General features: G+C 70.3%; 21 protein-coding genes and 1 pseudogene. 12 read left to right on the forward strand and 10 right to left on the reverse strand.

The features are described 5' to 3' along the window. Positions 1–27 precede the first annotated feature (27 nt). A complete protein-coding gene (locus ACFVYE_RS03635) occupies positions 28–981 on the reverse strand; it encodes a GNAT family N-acetyltransferase (protein ID WP_389603884.1) in 954 nt (317 codons plus the stop codon). 182 nt (positions 982–1,163) lie between these two features. Here ACFVYE_RS03635 and ACFVYE_RS03640 point away from each other — a divergent pair, with 182 nt between their 5' ends. Continuing rightward, the gene (locus ACFVYE_RS03640; protein WP_383963079.1) at positions 1,164–1,730 is read left to right on the forward strand and encodes an FHA domain-containing protein; all 567 of its coding nucleotides are present in this window, start codon (positions 1,164–1,166) and stop codon (positions 1,728–1,730) included. Positions 1,731–2,087: 357 nt separating this feature from the next. Further along, positions 2,088–3,116: a cytochrome P450 gene (locus ACFVYE_RS03645; RefSeq protein WP_389603886.1), complete on the forward strand. Its 1,029-nt coding sequence runs from the start codon at positions 2,088–2,090 to the stop codon at positions 3,114–3,116. On the opposite strand, the gene treY is transcribed toward ACFVYE_RS03645, so the two are convergent. Both treY and glgX read right to left on the reverse strand, forming a co-directional pair. Then, positions 3,076–5,472, reverse strand: a complete 2,397-nt coding sequence (gene treY, locus ACFVYE_RS03650) for a malto-oligosyltrehalose synthase (protein ID WP_389603888.1) — start codon at positions 5,470–5,472, stop codon at positions 3,076–3,078. The two genes, ACFVYE_RS03645 and treY, sit on opposite strands and share 41 nt — an antisense overlap. A 102-nt stretch (positions 5,473–5,574) precedes the next feature. Next, complete coding sequence (gene glgX, locus ACFVYE_RS03655) at positions 5,575–7,740, reverse strand: glycogen debranching protein GlgX (RefSeq protein WP_383963071.1); 2,166 nt, start codon at positions 7,738–7,740, stop codon at positions 5,575–5,577. A 356-nt stretch (positions 7,741–8,096) separates the two neighbouring features. On the opposite strand from glgX, the gene ACFVYE_RS03660 reads away from it, so the two are divergent. Together ACFVYE_RS03660 and ACFVYE_RS03665 are read left to right on the forward strand one after the other, a co-directional pair. Further along, positions 8,097–9,329 carry an SAV2148 family HEPN domain-containing protein gene (locus ACFVYE_RS03660; RefSeq protein ID WP_383963068.1) on the forward strand — a complete coding sequence of 411 codons (1,233 nt, stop codon included), beginning with the start codon at positions 8,097–8,099 and terminating at the stop codon, positions 9,327–9,329. 188 nt (positions 9,330–9,517) lie between these two features. After that, the gene (locus ACFVYE_RS03665) at positions 9,518–10,246 is read left to right on the forward strand and encodes a 3'-5' exonuclease (RefSeq protein WP_383963065.1); all 729 of its coding nucleotides are present in this window, start codon (positions 9,518–9,520) and stop codon (positions 10,244–10,246) included. 24 nt (positions 10,247–10,270) lie between these two features. Here the strand turns inward: ACFVYE_RS03665 and ACFVYE_RS03670 are convergent, their stop codons facing one another. The 5 genes from ACFVYE_RS03670 to ACFVYE_RS03690 all read right to left on the reverse strand — a co-directional run bounded on the left by ACFVYE_RS03670 (position 10,271) and on the right by ACFVYE_RS03690 (position 12,879). Continuing rightward, positions 10,271–10,624 carry a DUF4333 domain-containing protein gene (locus ACFVYE_RS03670; RefSeq protein ID WP_383963062.1) on the reverse strand — a complete coding sequence of 118 codons (354 nt, stop codon included), beginning with the start codon at positions 10,622–10,624 and terminating at the stop codon, positions 10,271–10,273. A 135-nt stretch (positions 10,625–10,759) separates the two neighbouring features. Further along, positions 10,760–11,272, reverse strand: coding sequence for a hypothetical protein (locus ACFVYE_RS03675; RefSeq protein WP_383963060.1), 513 nt, complete (start codon positions 11,270–11,272; stop codon positions 10,760–10,762). Positions 11,273–11,436: 164 nt separating this feature from the next. Then, positions 11,437–11,562 (reverse strand): hypothetical protein, encoded by a 126-nt coding sequence (locus ACFVYE_RS03680; RefSeq protein ID WP_383963057.1) that lies wholly within the window; start codon positions 11,560–11,562, stop codon positions 11,437–11,439. Positions 11,563–11,620: 58 nt separating this feature from the next. After that, a complete protein-coding gene (locus ACFVYE_RS03685) occupies positions 11,621–11,932 on the reverse strand; it encodes a hypothetical protein (RefSeq protein ID WP_389603891.1) in 312 nt (103 codons plus the stop codon). Between the two features lie 80 nt (positions 11,933–12,012). After that, complete coding sequence (locus ACFVYE_RS03690; protein ID WP_389603893.1) at positions 12,013–12,879, reverse strand: phosphotransferase enzyme family protein; 867 nt, start codon at positions 12,877–12,879, stop codon at positions 12,013–12,015. Positions 12,880–13,004: 125 nt separating this feature from the next. Between ACFVYE_RS03690 and ACFVYE_RS03695 the strand changes: the two genes are divergently transcribed. The 7 genes from ACFVYE_RS03695 (at position 13,005) to ACFVYE_RS03725 (ending at position 19,943) form a co-directional block, all read left to right on the forward strand. Next, a complete protein-coding gene (locus tag ACFVYE_RS03695) occupies positions 13,005–13,955 on the forward strand; it encodes a carbohydrate ABC transporter permease (protein ID WP_383963048.1) in 951 nt (316 codons plus the stop codon). Next, positions 13,952–14,791, forward strand: coding sequence for a carbohydrate ABC transporter permease (locus tag ACFVYE_RS03700; protein ID WP_389603895.1), 840 nt, complete (start codon positions 13,952–13,954; stop codon positions 14,789–14,791). Before ACFVYE_RS03695 ends, ACFVYE_RS03700 begins: the two co-directional genes overlap by 4 nt. After that, a complete protein-coding gene (locus tag ACFVYE_RS03705; protein ID WP_383963043.1) occupies positions 14,791–16,086 on the forward strand; it encodes an ABC transporter substrate-binding protein in 1,296 nt (431 codons plus the stop codon). Before ACFVYE_RS03700 ends, ACFVYE_RS03705 begins: the two co-directional genes overlap by 1 nt. A 53-nt stretch (positions 16,087–16,139) precedes the next feature. Continuing rightward, positions 16,140–17,336: a macrolide-inactivating glycosyltransferase gene (mgt, locus tag ACFVYE_RS03710; protein ID WP_383963040.1), complete on the forward strand. Its 1,197-nt coding sequence runs from the start codon at positions 16,140–16,142 to the stop codon at positions 17,334–17,336. A gap of 314 nt (positions 17,337–17,650) precedes the next feature. Beyond that, positions 17,651–18,853: a S8 family peptidase gene (locus ACFVYE_RS03715; protein ID WP_383963037.1), complete on the forward strand. Its 1,203-nt coding sequence runs from the start codon at positions 17,651–17,653 to the stop codon at positions 18,851–18,853. Between the two features lie 122 nt (positions 18,854–18,975). Beyond that, positions 18,976–19,551 (forward strand): DUF1697 domain-containing protein, encoded by a 576-nt coding sequence (locus tag ACFVYE_RS03720; RefSeq protein ID WP_383963034.1) that lies wholly within the window; start codon positions 18,976–18,978, stop codon positions 19,549–19,551. Further along, positions 19,548–19,943, forward strand: a complete 396-nt coding sequence (locus tag ACFVYE_RS03725) for a DUF4440 domain-containing protein (protein ID WP_389603898.1) — start codon at positions 19,548–19,550, stop codon at positions 19,941–19,943. Before ACFVYE_RS03720 ends, ACFVYE_RS03725 begins: the two co-directional genes overlap by 4 nt. Before the next feature lie 6 nt (positions 19,944–19,949). On the opposite strand, the gene ACFVYE_RS03730 is transcribed toward ACFVYE_RS03725, so the two are convergent. Together ACFVYE_RS03730 and ACFVYE_RS03735 are read right to left on the reverse strand one after the other, a co-directional pair. Beyond that, positions 19,950–20,735, reverse strand: coding sequence for an ABC transporter ATP-binding protein (locus ACFVYE_RS03730; protein WP_389604137.1), 786 nt, complete (start codon positions 20,733–20,735; stop codon positions 19,950–19,952). Between the two features lie 83 nt (positions 20,736–20,818). Further along, positions 20,819–21,688 (reverse strand): aldo/keto reductase, encoded by an 870-nt coding sequence (locus ACFVYE_RS03735; protein ID WP_389603900.1) that lies wholly within the window; start codon positions 21,686–21,688, stop codon positions 20,819–20,821. 38 nt (positions 21,689–21,726) lie between these two features. Between ACFVYE_RS03735 and ACFVYE_RS03740 the strand changes: the two are divergent. Next, positions 21,727–22,188 (forward strand): annotated as a pseudogene (locus ACFVYE_RS03740) (ketopantoate reductase family protein); the annotation flags it as partial. Positions 22,189–22,249: the final 61 nt, after the last annotated feature.

A 22,249-nucleotide genomic window follows, 5' to 3' on the forward strand; every position in this document is an offset into this window, starting at 1 on the left:
TCCCCCGCCCCCATCCGCCGGCCGGTCTCAATCCCAGACCATGTCGAAGGAGCGCTCGAAGTTCACATATCCGAGGCGCTCGAAGGACTTGGCCATCGGGACGTTGCCGAGGTCGGTCGAGGCCCGGATCCGTTCCACGTCGTCCTGTGCGGCCAGCACCCTGGTCCCCTCGGCGAGGATGTCGTCGATGTAGCCGTGGCCGCGCAGGGCGGGCAGCACGCCGATGTAGGCGATGACCGGGTTGTAGTTGTTGCGCGCCGGGATCACGAACCCGACGGGTTCACCGCCCGGGAGTTCGGCGATGCGCCACCATTCGCGCGGTGTCGTGTACGTCGCCAGCTCCTCGGCGTAGTGCTTCTCGGCCGCCTCGCGGGCGCCGAGCCCGGATGCCAGGTCGGCCCGGCCGTGGGCGTCGAGAGTGCCCTCCATCACCGGTGTCATCAGCGCGAGGAGATCCTCCGGCCCGTCGACCGGGCGGAACCGCAGCCGGCCGCTGTCGGCGGGGACCGGAGTACCGGCGCGCCATTCCAGGCGCAGCCGCTCGACCAGCATCCGCGCACCGGAGCGCTCCATGACCCGTATCCGGGCCTCGACGACATCACGGGTCGCAGGGTCCTCGCGCCAGTCGGCCGGTACAAAGCGTCCGTACTCGGGCCGTGGGGCACCGGCGGGCACGACCGCCGCCGTCGCCGCCTCCAGCAGTCGCAGGCCCGCGTCGCCGCGTTCGGGCTCGGGCAGGGTGTCGTCGAGGTCGAAGAAGTCGAGGAACAGGGGTACGTCACCGTCCCGGCTCCACCAGGCGATCCGCGCGACCACGCGTTCGCCGCGCAGCGCCACCCACATCCACTCGGGACGGCGACGCCCGCTCTCCAGGTCCTCGGCGAGCTCGTGATCGAGTACGTACGACAGCCGGTGGAAGAGCGCGAGCTCCTGCGGACCGGCGAGCGGACGGATGGTCAACTCGTGTGGTGCATGGGTCACAAAGTCTCCTTGAGGCGCGCAGAGGGCTTCGGTGATCGACCGGTGGCCTGCGGCGGGAGAGGGTAGCAACGTCTTCCCGGCATGGTCCGGAAATTCCGGAGCAGGTGTTCCGTGCAGGTCAGGAGCGCGGAATACGGGGTTGTTCTGGACACTCCGGGGCGGTCGGCCCGACAATTGGCTCCGTGACGTCCCCCTTCGAGTTCCACACGTATCCCGCGCGGCTGTCCGACGCCCAGCGCGACCGTGTTCTCGGCGTGCTCAGAGACGGCGCGGCACAGGGCAAGCTGTCCCACGACACCTTCATGCGGCGCATGGAACTGGCCCTCACCGCCCGGCGCTCGGAGGAACTGGAGGCGCTCACCGCCGACCTGGAGAGCGAAGACCGCTGGTCACGGCGGATACTCCGGGTCGTGAGCGGAGTGTCCGGCTTTCCCGGCCGGGTGCGCAGGGTCTGGCAGACCGAACGCCTCCCGAAACTCCTGCTTCCCGCTCCCAGCCCGTACCCCCTTCTGATCGGCCGCGATCCGGGCAACGGGCTGCGGCTCAACCACGAGACCGTCTCCCGGCTCCATGCGGAACTCACCGTGCAGGGCGGCCGCTGGCTGCTGCGCGATCTCGGCTCGACCAACGGCACCTGTGTCAACGGACAGCGGGTCACGGGTACGGTCCCGGTCCGCGACGGGGACCAGGTGAGCTTCGGACGGATGAGCTTCCGGCTCTCCGCGCCCGTCCTCGGGCCCCCTGCCTGACCCTGCCCGAGTCGGACGCCGGCCCGGCGAGGCGGCAGCAGGACCTGATGGAGACCGCGGCCGGCCAGGGCGAAAATGGCTTCGCCGACCGCCTCGGAGAACGTCGGACGGTCGTGGCCGTCCAGTACGGCCGTACCTCCCGTGCCGAGCTGACCGGGGCCGCCACCGCGTTCACGGATCTGCTCGGAGTCCCCTGGCCGCTGCACCCCGGTCGCCCATGGACTGAGACCCGCCGGCCCGACCGGGTACACCGTCGTCACCCGGACAGCCGTACACCGACTGCGCAACGCCCCCGTCGGTGATCGGCTGGTGGGGAACCGCGCCGCACACCGGCGCCCTTACGCCCCGGGGGTACCGATGCAGGCCGACGCGCCCGAGGGCATACCCGTACCGGACCCCGGCCGCCGGCCCGGCCGGACGGCGCGCGGATCCCGTCCCGGCACCGGCCCCAGCCTGCTCGCACCCGGCGCCGCACACGACCCGTACCGGCTCTACCGCATCCTGCGCGAGGAATACCCGCTCAGCTACGACGCCCCCCTGGGCGCCTGGCTGGTCAGCCGGTACGCGGATGTGACCACGGCCCTCAGCGACCCCCGGTTCACCGGGTTCCCGCACGACAGTGCGCCCCGCGGCGGCCCCGCACCCCTCGGACTCTGCCACGGCAGCACCCTGTGCACGCCCCGCAAGCAGCGCAGGGCCGCGACCGGTTCAGTACCACGTCACATGGCCGAGCGGATCGAGCGCACCGCCTACGTGCTGGCGCACCGCATCGCAGGCCGTCAACAGGCCGACCTCGTCAAGGAGTTCTGCCGATGGCTGCCCGCCGGTTCCGCAGCCGACACGCCCGCCCGCCCGTACGCGACACGGCTGCCCCGCACCGGACCGGGAGGCACCGCACCCTGCACCCGGCACACCGGCCTCCGCGAGACCGCGCTCGCCTCCTTCCTGGCCAACCTGCTTGACGTCCCCGACCTCCTGGCCGCGCTGCGCATCGAACCCGCCCTGGCGGTCCGGGCCTGGACGGAGTCGCTGCGCCGTGACCCGCCCGTCCAGGTCGTGCTGCGCCGCACCGTCACCGATGTCACCCTCAGCGGCGGCACGCTGCCTTCCGGGGCACCCGTCGCCTGTCTGATCGGCTCGGCGGGCCGCGATCCGGAACGGTTCTGCGCACCCGACCTCTTCGATCCCTTCCGCCACGACCAGGGCCGGTCCCTCACCGGACCGGCGGGCTGCCCGGCCGTCGTGCTCGGCCGGCTGGAGGCCCAGCAGGGTCTGCGGGCCCTGCTCGACGCGATGCCCCGGCTCCGCTGGGCGGACGGATTCCGCCCGGCCGGCACGGGGGTGCTCACGCGCGGTCCGCGGGCCCTTCTCGTCCGACCCGGCTGAGCAGCGCCACCGGACGTTCCGCGAAGAGCTCGACGAGCGCGACCGTGGCCCCGGTGAACTTCCGGCCGGGCGCCAGCAGATCGGTCCACGGTCCGTCGTCCGGCAGCGTCAGCTCCGTCCCGCGCCAGCCGCCCGACTCCGCCAGCCGCAACGACAGCCTGGTCACCGCAGTGACCACCTCGCCCGAGCGGCAGAAGGCCAGACAGTGCGCGGCCGCCGGGCCATGGGCGCTCAGCGGGGCGTACGTACCCGACTCGCCGAAGACCTCCGGCCGTTCGCGCCGCAGCCGCAGCGCCGCCGCGGTGAGCTCCCCCTTCTCACCGAAGGCCCCGTCCCCGGACGGGCGGCAGAACGGCCGCCGGTTGTCCGGGTCGACCAGCGCCAGGTACTCCCGTTCCGTGCCCTGATACAGATCAGGCACACCCGGCATCGTCAGCTGCACCAGCGCCGCGCCGAGCACATTGGCCCGTACGTACGGCTCGAGCGTGCCTGCGAAGCGCTCCAGTGCTTCGCGCACCGGGCCGTTGCCGGCGGCCGGTCCCGCCGCGACGAAGTCCGTCATCGCCCGCTCGTACGCCGGATCGGGCTCGGTCCAGCTGGTGAAAAGACCCGACTCGCGGACCGCCTTCAGCAGTGCGGGCTCCAGCCGGCCCGCCATCTCCCGGACCGGCAGCTTCACGCAGCCGAAGGCCGTCTGCCAGGCCTGCCATGCGAGCTGCGCATCGGGAGCGGTCGCGGGAGTCACCCGCCCCAGCTCCACCAGCAGCCAGGACCACTGCTCCGGGCACTGGGTCAGCACCGCGACCCGGGCCCGTACATCGGCGCTCCGCTTGGTGTCGTGCGTGGTCAGCGCCGTGCCGGTGGCCGGCCAGTCGCGCGCCAGCCGGGCACAGAACGCATGGAACTCCTCCGGCGTCACCGCAGGCTGCCCGGGATCGCCGCCCACCTCGTTCGCCGAGATCAGCGGTACGTACCGGTAGAACGCCGTGTCCTCGACCGACTTGGCGTGCAACGCCGACGCGGTCTGGGCGAACCGGGCGCAGAACGCCGCCCGGTCGGGCCCCTCGCCCAGCCGCCCCATTGCCAGATCCCGCACGACCTCGACGGCCGAAGCCTCCTCCGGAACGGAGAACACCGCCTTCGCGTCCCGTACGGCCGCATCCGAGAGCGCCGCCTCAGCCGTCCTTGTGCGGGGCCCGCCGGGTGTCACGTACGGGCGGTAGACAGGTACGCGTACAAGCAGTTCACACACGGCGGTGTGCAGCGTCCACGGTGCGTGGTCGCGCAGCGCGGGGTCCTCGGCACAGATACGTACGGCGAGCCGGGTCAGCAGCCCGGTCTCCGCGGCCAGCTCATGCGTCACCACCCGGTACGCGGCCCGGCGGACGGTCGACGTCCAGTCACCGCCGCGGTCCCCGGCGGGCCCCGCGTACTCCCGGTAGCGGCCGATCAGCTCCGCGGCGCCCATCGGATCGATGAAGAGGCCGTCGATCCGGTGCAGTGCGTCGTACCCGGTCGTCCCCGCGACGGCCCAGCCCGCGGGCAGCGGCTCGGTACGGCCGAGGATCTTCTCCACCACCGTCCACCGCCCGTCGGTCGCCGCCGAGAGCCGCTCCAGATAGGCCGCGGGATCGGCGAGTCCGTCGGGGTGGTCGATGCGCAGCCCGTCGACGACCCCGTCCCGGACCAGTTCGAGGATCTTGCCGTGGGTGGCGGCGAAGACCTCGGGGTCCTCCACCCGCACCCCGATGAGGTCGGAGATGGTGAAGAACCGCCGGTAGTTCAGCTCGGTGCGGGCCAGCCGCCACCAGCCGAGCCGGTAGTGCTGGGCATCCAGCAGCTCGGGCAGCGGCAGACGGGCGGTGCCGGTCCGGAGCGGGAACTCCTGCTCGCCGTAGCGCAGCACCTCCCCGTCGACCCGGAGCCTGCCGATCTCGTCACCGATCCGTCCGGCCAGCACCGGCAGCAGCACCTTGCCGCCGCCCGCCGCCCAGTCGATGTCGAACCAGCGGGAGTACGGGGACTCGGAGCCCTCGCGCAGCACCTCCCGCAGCGCGTGGTTGTGGCGGGGGACCGCGGCCATGTGGTTCGGCACGATGTCCACGACCAGTCCGAGACCGTGTTCACGCGCCGTGCGGGCCAGCTCCCGCAGCCCCTCCTCACCGCCGAGCTCGGCGCGTACCCGGCTGTGATCGACGACGTCGTACCCGTGTCTGGAGCCGGGCACGGCTTCCAGGACCGGGGACAGATGCAGATGGGAGACGCCGAGCGTGGCGAGATACGGCACGGCGTGTCCGGCGGCCGCGAACGGGAAGTCCGGCTGGAGCTGCAGCCGGTAGGTGGCGGTGGGCGTCATGCGCCGTTACGTACCCAGCCTGCGGGCTCCTGTGTCACCGAACGCCGCAAAGGGCTCGACCGGCGGTGTCGTCGAGCCGACGGCCGGGCCGGAAGCCCGGGCCTATGCGGGCCGCTGCAGCACCGCCATGCTCCGCCCGACCAGCGTCACCCGTTCGCCCGCCGACACCTTCGGCCCCGAGCCGGGAAGAACCCCGGTGGGGCGGGCCGTGTCGACCACCACCAGCCACTGCCGGCCGTGATTCACCGGAACGGAGAACTCCAGAGTGTCGGCGCTCGCGTTGAACATCAGCAGGAACGAGTCGTCGGAGATCCGTTCGCCGCGCGGCCCCGGCTCCGAGATCGCATGGCCGTTGAGGAAGACCGTCAGCGCCTTGGCATGTGCGGCCTGCCAGTCCCGTTGCTTCATCTCGCCGCCCTCCGGTGTGAACCATGCGATGTCCGAGAGCTCGTCGTGCGTGCCCTCGACCGGACGGCCGTGGAAGAACCGGCGGCGCCGGAAGACCGGATGGTCGCGGCGGAGCCAGACCATTGCCCGGGTGAACTCCAGCAGACTGCTTCCGAGACCGTCCCCCTCGGCCGGATCGGCCTCGTCCGCATCGTCCGTCGCGGCCTCGGCCGGGTCGGGCCAGTGCACCCACGACAACTCGTTGTCCTGGCAGTACGCGTTGTTGTTGCCCCGCTGGGTACGCGCGAACTCGTCGCCGTGGCTCAGCATCGGCACGCCCTGCGACACCATCAGCGTGGCGATGAAATTCCGCATCTGCCGTTCGCGCAGCTCCAGAATCTCCGGCTGGTCCGTCTCGCCCTCCGCGCCGCAGTTCCAGGACCGGTTGTGGCTCTCGCCGTCCCGGTTGCCCTCGCCGTTCGCCTCGTTGTGCTTGTCGTTGTACGAGACCAGGTCGTGCAGCGTGAATCCGTCGTGACAGGTGGTGAAGTTGATCGAGGCGAGCGGCCGCCGGCCGTCGTCCTGGTACAGGTCCGACGACCCCGTCAGCCGCCCGGCGAACTCGGCGAGGGTCCGCGGCTCGCCCCGCCACAGGTCCCGCACGGTGTCCCGGTACTTGCCGTTCCACTCGGTCCACAGCGGCGGGAAGTTCCCCACCTGGTAGCCGCCCTCACCCACGTCCCAGGGTTCGGCGATCAGCTTCACCTGGCTGACCACCGGGTCCTGCTGCACCAGATCGAAGAACGACGACAGCCGGTCGACCTCGTGGAACTGCCGGGCCAGAGTGGCCGCCAGATCGAACCGGAAGCCGTCCACATGCATCTCCGTGACCCAGTACCGCAAGGAGTCCATGATCAGCTGCAGCACATGCGGCGAGCGCATCAGCAGGGAGTTCCCGGTTCCCGTGGTGTCCATGTAGTACCGCTGATCGTCCGCGAGCCGGTAGTACGAAGCATTGTCCAGGCCCCGGAAGGAGAGCGTCGGACCCAGGTGATTGCCCTCCGCGGTGTGGTTGTAGACCACATCGAGGATCACCTCGATACCGGCCTGATGCAGCGCCCGAACGGCCTGCTTGAACTCCAGCACCTGCTCACCGCGGTCCCCCCAGGAGGCGTACGAGTTGTGCGGGGCGAAGAAACCGATGGTGTTGTAACCCCAGTAGTTGGCCAGCCCCGCGTCCACCAGGCGGTGGTCCTGGACGAACTGGTGAACCGGCATCAATTCGATCGCCGTGACGCCCAGTTCCGTCAGATGGGCGATCACCTCCGGATGGGCCAGCCCCGCGTAGGTGCCGCGCAGCTCCTTCGGCAGCCCCGGATGGAGCATCGTCAGACCCTTCACATGGGCCTCGTAGATCACCGTGCGGTGGTAGTCCGTACGGGGCCGCCGGTCGTCGCCCCAGTCGAAGTACGGGTTGACCACGACCGAGGTCATGGTGTGCGGCGCAGAGTCGAGATCGTTGCGCGCGTCGGGTCGGCCGAACGGATAGCCGTACACCGCCTCGCCCCACTGGATCTGCCCGGCGACGGCCCTGGCGTACGGGTCGAGCAGCAGTTTGGCCGAATTGCAGCGGATGCCGCGCTCCGGTTCGTACGGCCCGTGGACCCTGAATCCGTACCGCTGACCGGGCATCACCCCAGGCAGATAGGCATGGCGGACAAAGGCATCGGTCTCCCTGAGTTCCACCGCCGTCTCGGAACCGTCGTCGTGCAGCAGGCACAACTCGATTCGGTTTGCGGCCTCCGAGAAGACCGCGAAGTTGGTCCCGGCGCCGTCGTACGTGGCACCGAGGGGATACGCCTGTCCCGGCCAGACCTGCATAGGTTGACTCTTCCACTTCTGATCCGGGTGCCTGGGGCTTGCGGGCTGCTTGAGCCAGATCTTCCCCGAAAGAGGTGCGGCTACCTAGGACGTCGCGCGGTCCGGTCAACATCGGGCCTCTCCGTGTCGCCCGGATCCGGAATCCGGGGACCTGAGCCGGTCGCAGGCCCGGTACAGGGCCCCGGACGGGGTGCTCAATCACTATGAATCCGCTCACTACGGCAGATCTTGCCGTGGGGAACGTGCCTGCGCCATAGGGGAGTTGGCGAAGCAGCCTGTGCATCCGGCTGCACCGGCTCCCGCTCGCGGAGTACCCTTCCTTGATCGTTGGTGGGGGAGTGGAAGGCGGTGCGCGGGTGAGCTCGGGAGGGTTCGAGCTGCCCCCAGGTGACACAGGTCACGAGGGGGACTCAACCGATGCCCCGCCCGGGGCGGTCTCACTTGCGCAGCCCATGGAGATCGGCGCGGAACTGGACTGGGGAGCGGACGCCTGGAGCGAGGTGCGCACGCGCGCCCAGCGGGCCGGGCGTGCCTATATCTGGCTGAATCTGGTGGAGCAGCGGCTGCGCGCCGTGGTCGCCGCGGTGCTCCGGCCCATCTACGAGCCGGTCCACGGCGAGGACTGGGTGGTGGCCGCCGCCGGACCCGCCGGGCAGGAGTGGGTGCAGCGCGCCGTCGCCGTACGTGAGGTCTCCCGCCGCAAGGGCTATCTGCTGGACCCGGCCGACGACAACGTTCTCAGCTTCCTCACGCTGCCGCAGCTGCGTGAGCTGATGGTCCAGCACTGGCCGTGCTTCGAGCCGTACTTCGACGACCGGCGCGAGGTGGAGCTGGCGCTCGACGAGCTGGAGGTCGCCCGCAACGTGGTCTCCCGCAACCGCGCCCTGAACGAGGCGGTCCTCGCCCAGGCCGAGCGCGCCTCGGCCCGGCTCCTGGAGATCCTGGGCAGCGGCGCCGCAGTCCCGTCGGCCGACCGGCTCCCGGTCGACGCCGTCGAGGAGCTGGTCGGCGACCGGTACGCGGACGTGGTCTCCGTCCACTCCGACCGGGTGCGGCTCCAGCGCCAGCTGCCCGCCGAGGATCTCTTCGGGGGTTCGCGCCGACTCGACGCGATCGGCATAGGACTCAACCTGCTCGTGCAGAACTTCTCCGGACGCAGGCTGGTCCGGCTCGCCGAGTCGGGCTGCCGGGTCCGGCTGCTCTTCATCAACCCGGCGAGCAGCGCGGTCAAACGCCGGGAGCGGGAGCTGGGTCTCAAGAAGGGCGAGCTGAGCCGGTCGGTGGAGATGAACATCCTCCATATGCGCCGGGTCCGCTCCAAGCTCCGCGATCCGGGCGCCTTCGAGATCCATGTCTTCGACGAGACGCCGCGCTTCACGGCCTATCTGGTGGACGGCGACGGGTCGGACGCGGTCGGGGTCGTCCAGCCGTATCTGCGGCGCGCACGCGGCATGGAGGCGCCCGTGCTGGTGCTGCGCGGCGGGGGGCGTGCGGTGGTCAGGGCGGGGCAGGACAGTGAGCACGGCCTGTTCGAGACGTACCGCGAGGAGTTCGAGTCGGTCTGGACGGACTCCAGGCCCGTCTCCTGACGCCCCTTCCAGCGTTGTCAGTGGTGCGTGCGAAGGTGGTCATCACTTGGGGGAACGCACCACAGAAGGAGTTACGGGATGAGCTGGCACCAGGAGCGCCCGGTCGGCTTCGGCCTGGAGAAGACCGGCACGGACCCGCTGGGGGCCCGGACCGCCACCGCCGCGGTCGTCGGGGCGGGGGCAGTCCGATGAGCTGGATCAGCGGGCCGTTGATGGCGTTCGACCTGGAGACCACGGGGACGGATGTCGAGACCGACCGAATCGTGACGGCGGCGGTCGTCCGGCTGGAGGCGGACGGATCCGTGTCGCAGGAGCGGACCTGGCTGCTGGATCCCGGTGTGGCCATACCCGAGCAGGCATCGGCGATCCACGGGATCTCGACGGAACGTGCCCGCGAGCACGGGGCGCCGGCCGCGTCCGCGATCGACGAGATCACACGGGCCGTCGTCGACGGGCTGCGCTCAGGGACGCCGCTGGTGGTGATGAACGCCCGCTATGACCTGTCCCTGCTCGACCGGGAGTGCCGGCGGTACGCGGTCGAGTCGCTCAGCGAGCGGCTGGGCAACGCACCTTCGCCCGTCATCGATCCGTTGGTGATCGACAAGCATGTCGACAAGTACCGGAAGGGGAAGCGAGCCCTCCACGCGCTGTGTGCCCACTACGGGGTGTCGCTCGACGACGCGCACGACGCGAGGGCGGACGCCGTGGCCGCTGCCCGCGTGGTGCGACGTATGGGGGAGAAGCACCAGCCCGTCGGAGTGATGCCGTTGGAGGACCTGCACGGTCTTCAGGTGCGCGCGGCGGCCGAGCAGTCGCTCTCCCTGCAGGCCTACCTCCGGCGCACCGCGGATCCGGCTGCGGTCGTCGAACCGGCCTGGCCGCTCATCCCCCGGAGGCGGGAGCCCGCAGGCGGTTGAGGGTGATCCGACGGGCGAGGGGTGTCAGTTCGGAGCCGGCGAAGCCGTCTCGTCGGCCTTGAAGCCGTAGTGGATCTGCTTTCCGTCCACGGAGGTGACGGTGACCGTCACGCCCAGGGTGCTGCCGTCGTTCGCGGTGAGCGTGCACCGGGTTTCGGTGCCGACCTTCCCGGCGAGGTCCTCCGGGCACGTGATGTCCGGCTTCGGCTGGCCCGTCGTGGAGGCGAGCTTGTCGGCGAGCGAGGTGGCCAGCTTGTCCGAGGACAGCTTCGGCTCGGACTTTCCGGCGCTGACCGACGCCGAGCAGCCGACGAGCAGCGCGCCGGCGGCCACGGCCGAGAGGCTCCACTTCGCTGCGGTCGAGCGGGCTATGGTCATGGGTGCTCCATCCCGAATGATCAAGGCATATGTGGGACCGTGTTCCGCGGATGCCGCCGGAGGGACGGGCGTCCCCGCAGAAGGCGGGGGAGGCGGGGAGGCGGGGCGGGGCGTCGAGTCGTGGTCCCGCAGACCTCACAGCTTACCGAAGATCACTCCGCGCCAGGTCCAGCCCGACTCGAGGGCGGCGTTCCGCAGGGGGTTGGTCAACTGCGCGCTGTCGAAGCTGAATGTCTCCGTCGCTTCGAGGCGGCCGTTCTCCCCGCGTTGGAGCGTCCAGCGGCGGGAGACGGTCCTGCCCGCGCCGCGCGCGTACTCCGCCGAAGTCTGGAGCCGCGGAGGATTCCCGACGCGGGTGACCTCCCACTGCTCCTCGACGGCACGCACCTCAGGGACCTCCTCGACCAGGCGCATCCGGATCCGGAGGGCGTGCGTCAGCTGGGACCCGATGAAGAAGGTCTGCCAGGCGGGCTCGGCGATCCGCCACTCCGCCACCAGATCGGCGTCATGCGCTGCGCCGTCGCTGATGATGTACGGGACATCCGGCCGGTTGAGGCCGAGCAGGGCTGCCCGCAACTCCTCGGCTGAGCGTGGCACGACCCCGTCCTCGGGGCGCTTGGTTCCGGTCAGCATGTCGAAGAATCCCATGAGCTCAACCTATGAAGGGTCGGATTGGCGGTGCAAGAAGGGCCGTTCCGGCGGGACGTCCTACGAAGCCGCGCCGGTGTCCGGGCGGACCGTGCGCACGAAGTCCCGGAAGTCCTCCAGGACGGCGAGGTGCTGGGACGCGGTCACCGTCAGGATCAGACGGATCACCGCCCGCCTGCTCGGATCGGTGACGTGAATGCCGCGCTTGTCGCGCCCACTCCGTCCGGCGGTGTGGCGCGCCAGCCATCCGGCAGTTCGAATGCGATCGGTACGGGCAGGGTGGTGGTCATCCCGGCCTCTCCTTACGGCAACGGTGTGCTTACGGCAGCGGGTCCGCGGTGGCGTGTGTCAGAACAGGCTGCCGATCCCGCCGCCCACCCAGCTCGCTGCATCGCCCACGGCCCCGGCCGCATCGCCCACCGTATCGACGACCTTCCCCGGGTCGACGGTGAACTCGAAGCCCACGGCCCCACCGAGGGCAGGGGAGATGCCCACCTCGGGGCCGAAGTGCCATACGCCGTTGGCGTCCTTGCCGGCGTTCAGACTTGCCTCCGCGTCGGGACCGGCCCAGCCCTCGGCCGTGACACCCACGCCGATCCCCCCGACGTCCGCGCCCGCGCCGACGCCGCCCTTCGCGCCGGCGAAGGCCTCGGCGCCCATGGGTGTCCCGGGGCACGGCGGTGCGGGCGGGGCGGCCCGCCCGCGTGCATCCAGCACTTCCGCGCGACGGGAAGCGCCGTTCAGAAGGGGTACCAGCGCACCTCGGGGGCGTCCTCGCGCAATGACGCCACCCTGCGCCGGAATTCCGTCAGCGCCTTGGGGTTCGACGGGGCGTGCTGGGCGACCCAGGCGCAGCTCGCCGTCTCGCGGGCGCCGCGCAGAACCGTGCATCCTTCCCAGGTGCGTACGTCCCAGCCGTACGCTTCGGTGAACGCGTCGTAGGCATGGGCGGGCAGGCCGTAGCGGTCGCGGGAGAGTGCGAGGACCACCAGATCGTGCTCGCGCAGATCGGCGGAGAAGGTCTCGAGATCGACCAGCACCGGCCCGTCCGGGCCGACGTGGACGTTGCGGGGGAGCGCGTCGCCGTGGATGGGCCCCGGCGGCAGATGCGGGGCAAGGGCCGCCGCGGCCTTCGCGAAGCCGTCGCGCCGGCCGCGCAGATAGTCGGCGTCGGCCGGATCGATCGCGTCGCCCGCGAGCCGCAGCCAGCGCTCGACGCCGCCGAGCAGCTCACGGCGCGGCAGCGTGAAGCCCTCCGGGGCGGGCAGCGCGTGCACCTGGGTGAGCAGCGGGGCGAGATCGCGCGGCTCGGCCGGGCGCACGGCCTCGGGCAGCCGGTGCCAGAGCGTCACCGGGTGGCCCTCCACCAGCCGCGCCCCGGGCTCGGCGGCCCGTACGGCGGGGACACCGCAGGCGGCCAGCCACTGGGCGACGGCGACCTCGCGCTCTGCCCGGTCCCGCAGTTCCGGGTTCTGCGCGGCGTCCCGGCCGACCTTGACCACCAGGTCGTCCACGGCGAACACCGCGTTCTCACCCAGCGCGAGCAACTCCGCACGGCCGGACAGTCCGGCAGCGGTCAGCACCTCGCGCGCACGCATCTCGTTCATGGCTCCGATTTTCGCATCTGTGCAGGCCCGCTTGACGAACCGACGGCCCGTCAGCACGATGACGAGGGCCACCTGAGCGGCCAGAACGGTATGAAACCGATCGAATGACGCAAGGGGGCGGATTTATGACATTGGCGAGTGCAACCGTACGATCCGGAAGGCACGGTCCGCCCGGCAGCCCGCACGACAAGCAGACCCGGCCGGTCAACCGGAATGCCGGCACCTGGTTCCTGGTACTGCCCGCGCTGATCCCGATCCTGATCCTCAGTGTCGGCCCGCTCCTCTACGGCATCGCGCTGGCCTTCACCGATGCCCAGTCCGGCCGCACCCGCTCCACCCAGTGGGTCGGCGGGCTGAATTTCCAGGACCTGCTCCACGACGCCCTGTTCTGGGAGTCGTTCCGGATCGGTCTGCTGTGGGCGGTCGGCGTCACCGTCCCGCAGTTCGTACTGGCGCTCGGCCTCGCCCTGCTGCTCAACCAGAATCTGCGCATGCGCTGGCTGGCACGGGCGCTGGCGATCATTCCGTGGGCGATGCCCGAGGTGGTCGTCGGCATCATGTGGCGGCTCGTCTACAACCCTGACGCGGGCATCCTCAACGAGACGATCCGCGATCTCGGCCTCGGCGACGGCCGGGACTGGCTCACCGGGCTCGCCACCGCCCTGCCCGCCGTGGTCGTCGTGGGCGTCTGGGCCGGCATGCCCCAGACCACCGTCGCCCTCCTGGCCGGACTGCAGAACACCCCGCACGAACTCCACGAGGCGGCCGCCCTGGACGGCGCAGGTGCCTGGCGCCGCTTCCGTACTGTCACCTGGCCCGTGCTCAGACCGGTCGCGCTCTCCATCACCGCGCTCAACTTCATCTGGAACTTCAACTCCTTCGCCCTGGTCTACGTGCTGACCAACGGAGGACCCGGCGGCCGCACCCGGCTGCCGATGCTCTTCGCGTACGAAGAGGCCTTCCGCTACGGACAGTTCGGCTACGCCGCGGCGATGGGCTGTGTGATGGTCGCGGTGATCTCCGTGATCCTCGCGGTGTATCTCGTCGGCCGGCTCAGGGGAGGCGAGGACCGGTGAGCATGCGTACCAGCAGACCCGCACGCGCCGGACAGTACGTCGCACTGCTCGGCTATCTCGTCTTTCTGGCGTTCCCGTTCCTGTGGCTGATCTCCACCGCCTTCAAACCGGCGCGCGAACTGGGTTCCCTGCACCCGACCTGGATCCCCGAGCATCCGACGCTGGACAACTTCCGCAAGGCATTCGACGAACAGCCGCTGCTCCAGGCCGCCGCCAATTCGCTGATCGCCGCGCTCTGCGCCGCCATCGTCGCGGTGCTCATCGCCACGCCCATGGCCTATGTCATGGCCCGCCACCGCTCCAGGCTCTCGACGGCCACCAGCGGATGGGTAGTGGTCAGTCAGGCGTTCCCGTTCGTCCTGCTGATCATTCCGCTCTTCCTGGTCCTGAAGAATCTCCATCTGATCAACACCCTGTGGGGGCTGATCATGGTGTACGTCGTCTGGGCGCTGCCCTTCGCGCTGTGGATGCTGGTGGGATACGTACGGGCCGTGCCCGCCGAGGTCGAAGAGGCCGCCGCGGTCGACGGCGCGGGCCGGCTGCGGACGCTCGTCTCGGTCACCGCCCCGCTGCTGGCCCCCGGCATCGTCGCCACCGCACTCTTCGCGTTCATCACCGCATGGAACGAGTTCTTCTTCGCACTCGTCCTGCTCAAGACACCGGAGAAGCAGACCTTGCCGGTCGTACTGACCCATTTCATCGGGGCGGAGGGCGCGGCCGATCTCGGGCCGCTCGCCGCCGCCGCCTTCCTCGCGACCCTTCCCTCGCTGGTCATCTTCGCGATCATCCAGCGGCGGATCACGGGTTCCGTGCTGGCCGGGGCGGTGAAGAGCTGATGCGTGCACTGCGGACGGCGGCGGCCGCCGTGGCCACCGTGCTGGCCCTGCTGCTCACCGGCTGCGCGGGGACGGGCGGCGGCAGGGACGGCAACGGGCGGACCGAGCTCAGCTTCCAGTCGCTGGCCTGGCAGAAGGAGTCCGTCGACGCCAACAAGCAGCTGGTGAAGGAGTGGAACGAAGCCCACCCCGACATCCATGTCAACTACGTCCAGGGCAGCTGGGACACCGTCCACGACCAGCTGCTCACCTCCTTCGAGGGTGACGAGGCGCCGGATGTCATCCATGACGCCTCCGACGACCTCGCCGACTTCGCGTACGGCGGCTACCTCGCCGATCTGCGGACGCTCCTGCCGGACCGGCTGACCGCCGACATCCCGCAACAGAGCTGGCGGACGACCACCTTCGGCGACGGCATCTACGGAGTGCCGTTCCTCCAGGAGCCCCGTGTCCTGATCGCCAACACCAAGATTCTCAAGGAGTCGGGTGTCCGTATCCCGACCCCCGGCAGCCCCTGGAGCTGGACCGAGTTCCGGCAGATCACCAAAGAGCTGACGGGCAAGGGGAGATACGGCGTCGCCTGGCCGCTCAAGGAGCCCGTCTCCGTCACCCTCAACCTCGGCCTCTCCACCGGCGGCCGGCTCTTCCACCCGGGCGCCGACGGCAAGGTGACCATCCGCGCGGGCGAGGGCGACCAGATCGTCCCCGGCACCATTCACGACCAGGTCGACATCGATCACAGCGCCGCTCGCACCGCGCTCGGCATGGGCGGCTCCGACACCCTTCCCGGATTCTTCGGCGGCAAGTACGCGATGGTTCCGCTCGGCTTCTCGTACCGCCAACAAGTCGTCGAGCAGGCCCCCGAGGGCTTCGAGTGGACCGTCCTGCCCGCCCCGGCCGGCAGCGGGGGCCTCGCCCAGGGGGTGAGTCCGCAGACCCTCTCCGTCTCGGAGGCAAGCCCGCACAAGAAGGAGGCCGCGCAGTTCATCGACTTCCTGCTCCGGCCGCAGAACATGGTGCGCCTGGCCAAGGGGGACTGGATGCTCCCGACCGGCACGGCGGCCCTCGCGGACCCGGCCCTGCACACCGACAAGGACGGCTGGTCGACCGGCGTCGCCGTGGCGAAGGCGCTGCGCCCGGCGCCCGCACAGTCGGTCCGCGGCTACCCGGAATGGAAGGACAAGGTCGCCACACCGGCCCTCCAGGAGTACTACAGCGGGGCGATCGGCGCGGAAGAGCTGAGGAAACGTCTGGTCGACGACGGGAACCGGGTGCTGGCCCGCTATCAGCGCTGAGGCACCACGAAAACAAAATGCACGAGACGTTTCGTCTCGCCTAAGGTGAGGGCGTGACGAATACCGAGCGTGCCCATATCGCCATGTTCTCCATCGCCGCCCACGGGCACGTGAACCCGAGCCTGGAAGTCATCCGGGAGCTCGTCGCCCGTGGGCACCGCGTCAGTTACGCCATCCCGGCGTCCTTCGCCGAGAAGGTCGCCGCCACCGGCGCCGAACCGGTGCTCTACACCTCGGTGCTGCCGACCGAAGAGGCCCCGGACGCCTGGGGCGCCGAACTCATCGACAACCTCGAACCCTTCCTCGACGACGCCGTCCAGGCCCTGCCCCAGCTCATCAAGGCCTTCGACGGGGACGAGCCCGACCTCGTCCTGCACGACATCACCTCCTACCCGGCGCGGGTCCTTGCCCACCGCTGGGGTGTGTCCGCCGTCTCCCTCTCGCCCAACCTGGTCGCCTGGGACGGTTACGAGGAGGAGGTCGGCGAGCCGATGACCGCCGGGCTGAAACGGTCCGAGCGCGGCCGGGCGTACTACCGGCGCTTCCAGGACTGGCTCACCGAGAACGGGATCGACCGGCACCCGGACCCGTTCGTCGGCCGGCCACCGCGGTCGGTCGTCCTGATCCCCGAGGTGCTCCAGCCGAACGCCGACCGCGTCGACAGGGCGGTCCACACCTTCGTGGGCGCCTGCCAGGGCGACCGCGCGGACCAGGGGGAGTGGCAGCGCCCCGAGGGCGCCGGCAAGGTGCTGCTGGTCTCGCTCGGCTCGACCTTCACCAACCAGCCCGGCTTCTACCGCGACTGCGTCACGGCCTTCGGCGGTCTGCCCGGCTGGCACGTCGTGCTCCAGATCGGCGCCTGGGTCGACGCCGCCGAACTCGGCGACGTACCGGCCAATGTGGAGGTGCATTCCTGGGTGCCGCAGCTCTCGGTGCTGAAGCAGGCGGACGCCTTCATCACCCACGCGGGCGCCGGGGGCAGCCAGGAGGGGCTCGCCACCGCCACCCCGATGGTCGCCGTGCCGCAGGTCGTCGACCAGTTCGGCAACGCCGACATGCTGCAGGCACTCGGCGTCGCCCGTCATCTCCCGATGGCGGAGGTGACCCCCGAGTCGCTGCGGGCTGCCGTGCTCGGACTGGTGGATGACCCCGAGGTCGCGAAGAGGGCCGCGGCCGTGCGGGAGCGGATGGCGGGGGAGGGCGGCACAAAGCAGGCGGCCGACCTCATCGAGGCCGAACTGTCCGCCTGACGGGCGGGGGTGGAATCAAGCCGTCTCCTCGTCCGCCCGGGTGCACCGGCGGCGTCCGGCTTCCCGCTTGCGAAGTGTGCGGGTCGCCGCTGCGGCAGCGGCAAGCCCCGTACGTGTGACGGGTGTTGTCACGACCGCGCCCGACTTGGGTAAAGGTGGCCGGTTTCTTATTACGAAACCTTGTTGAGTAAGTCACAGCCGCATGAAGGTCTTGATCTGAGCGCGTCAATCAGCGAGGGTTTCGAGCCAACCCCCGGAGATCTTCCGGCCGGGGGTCAATCCCCCCACAAAGAATGACGAGGAGACCCCTCTTCATGGCAATTCACAAGCGCGCACGTCGGATCAAGCTGACCGCGGCGATAACCGCAGTGGCCGCAGCGGCCGGAGTCACCCTGCTTGGCACCTCCCTCGCCGGAGCCGCGCCGGCTCCCGCGACGGGCACTGTCTACGGTGCTGACGCGGCGACCGCCGTCTCGGGCAGCTACATCGTGATGCTGGACCAGAAGGCCGACAAGGCGAAGCTCGCCAAGGAGTACGGCGGCAAGCTCAAGCGGAACTACAACTCCGCCATCAACGGCTTCTCCGCCAGCGGCCTTTCACTGACCGAGGCCAAGCGTCTGGCGGCCGACCCGGCCGTCTCCAAGGTCGTCCAGAACAAGAAGTTCCACATCGACGCCACCCAGGACAACCCGCCGTCCTGGGGGCTGGACCGGATCGACCAGACCGAGACGGCCGGCGACAACGCGTACACCTACCCGGACAGCGCCGGCGAGGGCGTCACCGCGTACGTCATCGACACCGGTGTCCGTACCACCCACAACGAGTTCGAGGGCCGGGCCAGCTCGGGCTTCGACGCCGTCGACAACGACGACAGCGCCGACGACGGCAACGGCCACGGCACCCACGTCGCGGGCACCATCGCCGGTGCGACCTACGGGGTCGCCAAGAAGGCGAAGATCGTCGCCGTCCGGGTTCTCGACGACTCCGGCTCGGGCACCACCGAGCAGGTCGTCGCGGGCATCGACTGGGTCACCGCCAACCACGAGGGGCCCTCGGTCGCCAACATGAGCCTCGGCGGCGGCGCGGACGAGGCACTCGACACCGCGGTCCAGAAGGCCATCGCCTCCGGAGTCACCTTCGCCGTGGCCGCCGGAAACGACTCGGCCGACGCGAGCGAGAGCTCCCCGGCCCGCGTCCCGGAGGCCATCACGGTCGCCTCGTCCACGGTGGACGACGAGCAGTCGTCGTTCTCCAACTACGGCTCGATCGTGGACATCTACGCCCCCGGATCCGACATCACCTCGTCCTGGAACGACAGCGACGACGGCTCCAACACCATCTCCGGCACGTCCATGGCGACCCCGCACGTCGTCGGTGCCGCCGCCGTCTACCTCGCCGGACACCCGGACGCCACCCCGGCCGAGGTCGCCACGGCGCTGACCGAAGGGGCCACCCCCGACGCGATCTCGAACGCGACCGAGGGCACGCCGAACAAGCTGCTGAAGGTCGTTGAGTAACCGACCCCCGCAGCCGTGACCGGGCAGCAGACGCCCGGCGCAACGCAATCGGCGGCCGCCGCGCCCTCCCCCACGGGGCGCGGCGGCCGCACTGCGTGGACGGATCGTCCTATGGTGTGCCCATGACGATGTACGCGGCGCTGTTGCGCGGGATCAATGTGAGCGGCCACAAGAAGGTTCCGATGGCCGAACTCCGCACGCTGCTCACCGAACTCGGCCACGGGGAGGTCCGTACCCACCTGCAGAGCGGCAACGCATTCTTCAGCAGCGTGTCGGACGACGAGAACGCACTCGCCGCCGAGTTGGAGCGGGCCATCGAGAAGCGGTTCGGCTTCCCCGTCCCCTGCCTGGTCCGGGACGGTGCCTACCTTGCGGCAGTTGCCGCGGCCTGCCCGTTCCCGGCCGCCGAACTCGAAGGCAAGCAACTGCACATCACCTACTACGGGCAGCCGGTCGACGCCGACCGCTTCGCCGGGATCGACCCGGCGGCCTTCCTCCCCGAGGAGTTCCGGCTCGGCGACCGCGCGCTCTACCTCTACGCCCCCGACGGACTGGGCCGTTCCAGACTCGCCGGCGCCCTGTCCCGGCCGTCCCTCACCAAAGGCGTCATCGCCACCTCGCGCAACTGGAACACCGTGGTCAAGCTGGTGGAGATGACCGCGCCGACGGGTACCGCGAACGACGGAGCCCGCACGTGAGCGAACCGTCCCCCGGCGTGGCCGCAGCGGTGGAGGGCGAACTCCGCCTCCTCGACCCGGTGGTACGCGCCTCCGTCGAACTCCTCTCCCAGGTGCTGCACCCCGAGTACCGCGAGATCGACTCCGCAGGCCGGGTCTGGGACCGTGACACGATGATCGCCTCGCTCACCGCCGAGAACGCCCCGCGCCCCGGCCCGCTCACCGCGTCCTGGATGGGCGGAGTCCAGCTGGACGACGAATGCGTCCACCTCACCTACGACACCGAGACGAAGGGGCACCTCGCCCACCGCAGTTCGCTGTGGCGACTGACCGGCGCGGGCTGGGTGCTCTACTTCCACCAGGCCACGCCGTTCGGTGACGCCGCGAACACCGGTCCCGACGCCGACGGATGAACCCGTTCAGCGACGGGTGACGCGCTGCGCCCGCGCCGTCCACCGGCCGTCCGTACGGGAGATCCGCACCGGATGTCCGAAGCAGTCGCTGACCTGATCGGTGGTCAGTACCTCGTCGGCCGGGCCCGATGCAACGCACCGGCCGCCCCGCAGCAGCATTGCATGCGTCGTCGAGGCGGGCAGCTCCTCCAGATGGTGTGTGACCAGGACCGTCGCCAGCTCCGGATGTTCCTCGCGCAGCGTGTCCAGACTGTCGAGCAACTGCTCACGGGCGGCAAGATCAAGACCAGTGGCCGGCTCGTCGAGCAGCAGCAGCCTCGGTTGCGGCATCAGAGCGCGCGCGATGAGCGTACGGCCGCGCTCACCCTGCGAGAGCGCGGGCCAGCGAGACCGGGTCCTGCCGCCCATGCCGAGCATCTTCAGGAGCTGATCCGCCTGCGCCCGCTGTTCCTGGCTCGCGGACCGGCGCGGCACCGGCTCGACCGAGTTGCTCAGACCGGTCAGCACCACCTCGTGAACCGACAGCGGCGAACGCAGCGGATGGCGCGGATCGACATGACCGAGCAGCGACCGCAGCTCCCGCAGATCGACCCTCCCGAGGGTCCGCCCCAGCACCTCGACCGAGCCCCTGGTGGGGTGGTTGACCGCGCCGAGCAGCCCCAGCAGCGTGCTCTTTCCGGCCCCGTTCGCACCGAGCAGGGCCCAGTGCTCACCGCTGCGTACGGTCAGGGAGACCGAATCGAGCAGGACATTGCCCTCCCGGACGAGCGAGACATCCTCGGCCCGGATCACCGGGACGGCGGCGGGGGAACCGGAAGCGCCGGCCGGGGCGGGAACAGCGGCGGTGGTACGTGTGGTCACGTGCGGGTACTCCTTCATGCGGGTGCGAGCGCCTCCAGGAAGCTCATGTCCTCGGCGGACAGCCGGATCTCCCGCGCCCCCAGGTTCTCCGCCAGATGGACGGGCGAACCGGTGCCCGGAGTAGGGCACAGCACAGGGGAGCGGTGCAGCAGCCAGGCGAGGGCGATCTGCCCGCGGGTGGCACCGTGCCGATCGGCGACACCGGCGAGCGCCGCAGCTGCCTCGCCGGTCAGAGCACCGTTGGCCAGTGGGAACCAGGGCAGAAAAGCCAGGTGGTGGGTCTCGCACAGCTTCAGTACCGCGTCCGACGAACGGTCGAGGAGATTGAAGCGGTTCTGCACCGAGGCGATCCCGGTCAGGGAGAGAGCCTGCTCCAGCTGGTCGGCGGTGAGGGTGTCCAGACCGATGTACCGGATCTTACCCTCCTGCCTCAGCGCATCCAGGGTGCCCAGCTGGTCGGCCATGGGTACGTCCGGGTCCAGCCGGTGCAACTGGTAGAGGTCGATCCGGTCGGTCCGCAGCCGCCGCAGACTGGCTTCGCACATCGCCCGCAACTGCTCGGGACGGCCCGCGATGTGCCAGGCACTGTCGCTTGTGCGCACCACACCGCCCTTGGTCGCGATCACCAGATGCTCGCGATACGGGTGAAGGGCCTCGGCCACCAGCTCCTCGGCCAGCCCGGGGCCGTAGTTGTCGGCGGTGTCGATGAGCGTGACACCCCGCTCGACGGCTGCCCGCAGGACGGCCACGGCGTCCTGCCGCTCCCCGCGCGGCCCCCAGTATCCAGGGCCGGTCAGCTGGGCGGTGCCGTATCCGAGACGGCGTACGGGCAGCTCGCCGCCGAGCAGGAACACATCATCGAGAGGGGGTGACGTGAAAGACATAACGGGAACACTAGTGGCAATCGGCGCCACAACCGCTCGCGCCGGTCGTGCCGGACGTGATGCGCTGGAAGTACGGCAAGCTGCTCTCCAACCTCGCCAACGCGATCGAGGCCGTCACCGGCCCGCTCGCCGAACAGGACGCGTTCGCCCTGTTCGAGCGGGCACTCGCCGAGGGCCGGGCCGTGCTCGCGGCCGCCGGGATCGATGCGGTCGGCCAGGAGGAACAGGCCGAGGCCCGGTCCGGCAGAATCCGCTTCGAGCCGTTCGACGGGTCCCCGCGCGGCGCCGGTTCGTCCTGGCAGAGTCTCAGCCGGGGCACGGGCACGATCGAGGCCGACCACCTCAACGGCGAGATCGTGCTGCTCGGCCGGCTCCATGGCGTACCCACTCCGGTCAATGACGTCCTGCGGCGCACCGCGAACACGTTCGCGCTCGAGCGCCGGGATCCCGGCTCGATGTCCGTGGCCGAACTTGTCGCACACGTCGACGCCGCCTCCTGAAGCGCAGGTCCGGGCCGCTGTCGCCTTTCTTCAATACGGAGGCAGGGACCCGTCCTAGGGT

Origin of the sequence: Streptomyces sp. NPDC058239 (assembly GCF_042882185.1) — a bacterium.
Taxonomy (GTDB): Bacteria; Actinomycetota; Actinomycetes; order Streptomycetales; family Streptomycetaceae; genus Streptomyces.

Coding starts and splice junctions, on each gene's coding strand:
- ACFVYE_RS03645 (WP_389603886.1), top strand. CDS start 2,088: ATGCAGGCCGACGCGCCCGAGGGCATACCCGTACCGGACCCCGGCCGC.
- ACFVYE_RS03715 (WP_383963037.1), top strand. CDS start 17,651: ATGGCAATTCACAAGCGCGCACGTCGGATCAAGCTGACCGCGGCGATA.
- ACFVYE_RS03680 (WP_383963057.1), bottom strand. CDS start 11,562: ATGACCACCACCCTGCCCGTACCGATCGCATTCGAACTGCCGGATGGC.
- ACFVYE_RS03690 (WP_389603893.1), bottom strand. CDS start 12,879: ATGAACGAGATGCGTGCGCGCGAGGTGCTGACCGCTGCCGGACTGTCC.
- ACFVYE_RS03735 (WP_389603900.1), bottom strand. CDS start 21,688: ATGTCTTTCACGTCACCCCCTCTCGATGATGTGTTCCTGCTCGGCGGC.
- ACFVYE_RS03670 (WP_383963062.1), bottom strand. CDS start 10,624: ATGACCATAGCCCGCTCGACCGCAGCGAAGTGGAGCCTCTCGGCCGTG.
- ACFVYE_RS03705 (WP_383963043.1), top strand. CDS start 14,791: ATGCGTGCACTGCGGACGGCGGCGGCCGCCGTGGCCACCGTGCTGGCC.
- ACFVYE_RS03685 (WP_389603891.1), bottom strand. CDS start 11,932: ATGGGCGCCGAGGCCTTCGCCGGCGCGAAGGGCGGCGTCGGCGCGGGC.
- glgX (WP_383963071.1), bottom strand. CDS start 7,740: ATGCAGGTCTGGCCGGGACAGGCGTATCCCCTCGGTGCCACGTACGAC.
- ACFVYE_RS03695 (WP_383963048.1), top strand. CDS start 13,005: ATGACATTGGCGAGTGCAACCGTACGATCCGGAAGGCACGGTCCGCCC.
- ACFVYE_RS03665 (WP_383963065.1), top strand. CDS start 9,518: ATGAGCTGGATCAGCGGGCCGTTGATGGCGTTCGACCTGGAGACCACG.
- ACFVYE_RS03675 (WP_383963060.1), bottom strand. CDS start 11,272: ATGGGATTCTTCGACATGCTGACCGGAACCAAGCGCCCCGAGGACGGG.
- treY (WP_389603888.1), bottom strand. CDS start 5,472: ATGACGCCCACCGCCACCTACCGGCTGCAGCTCCAGCCGGACTTCCCG.
- ACFVYE_RS03720 (WP_383963034.1), top strand. CDS start 18,976: ATGACGATGTACGCGGCGCTGTTGCGCGGGATCAATGTGAGCGGCCAC.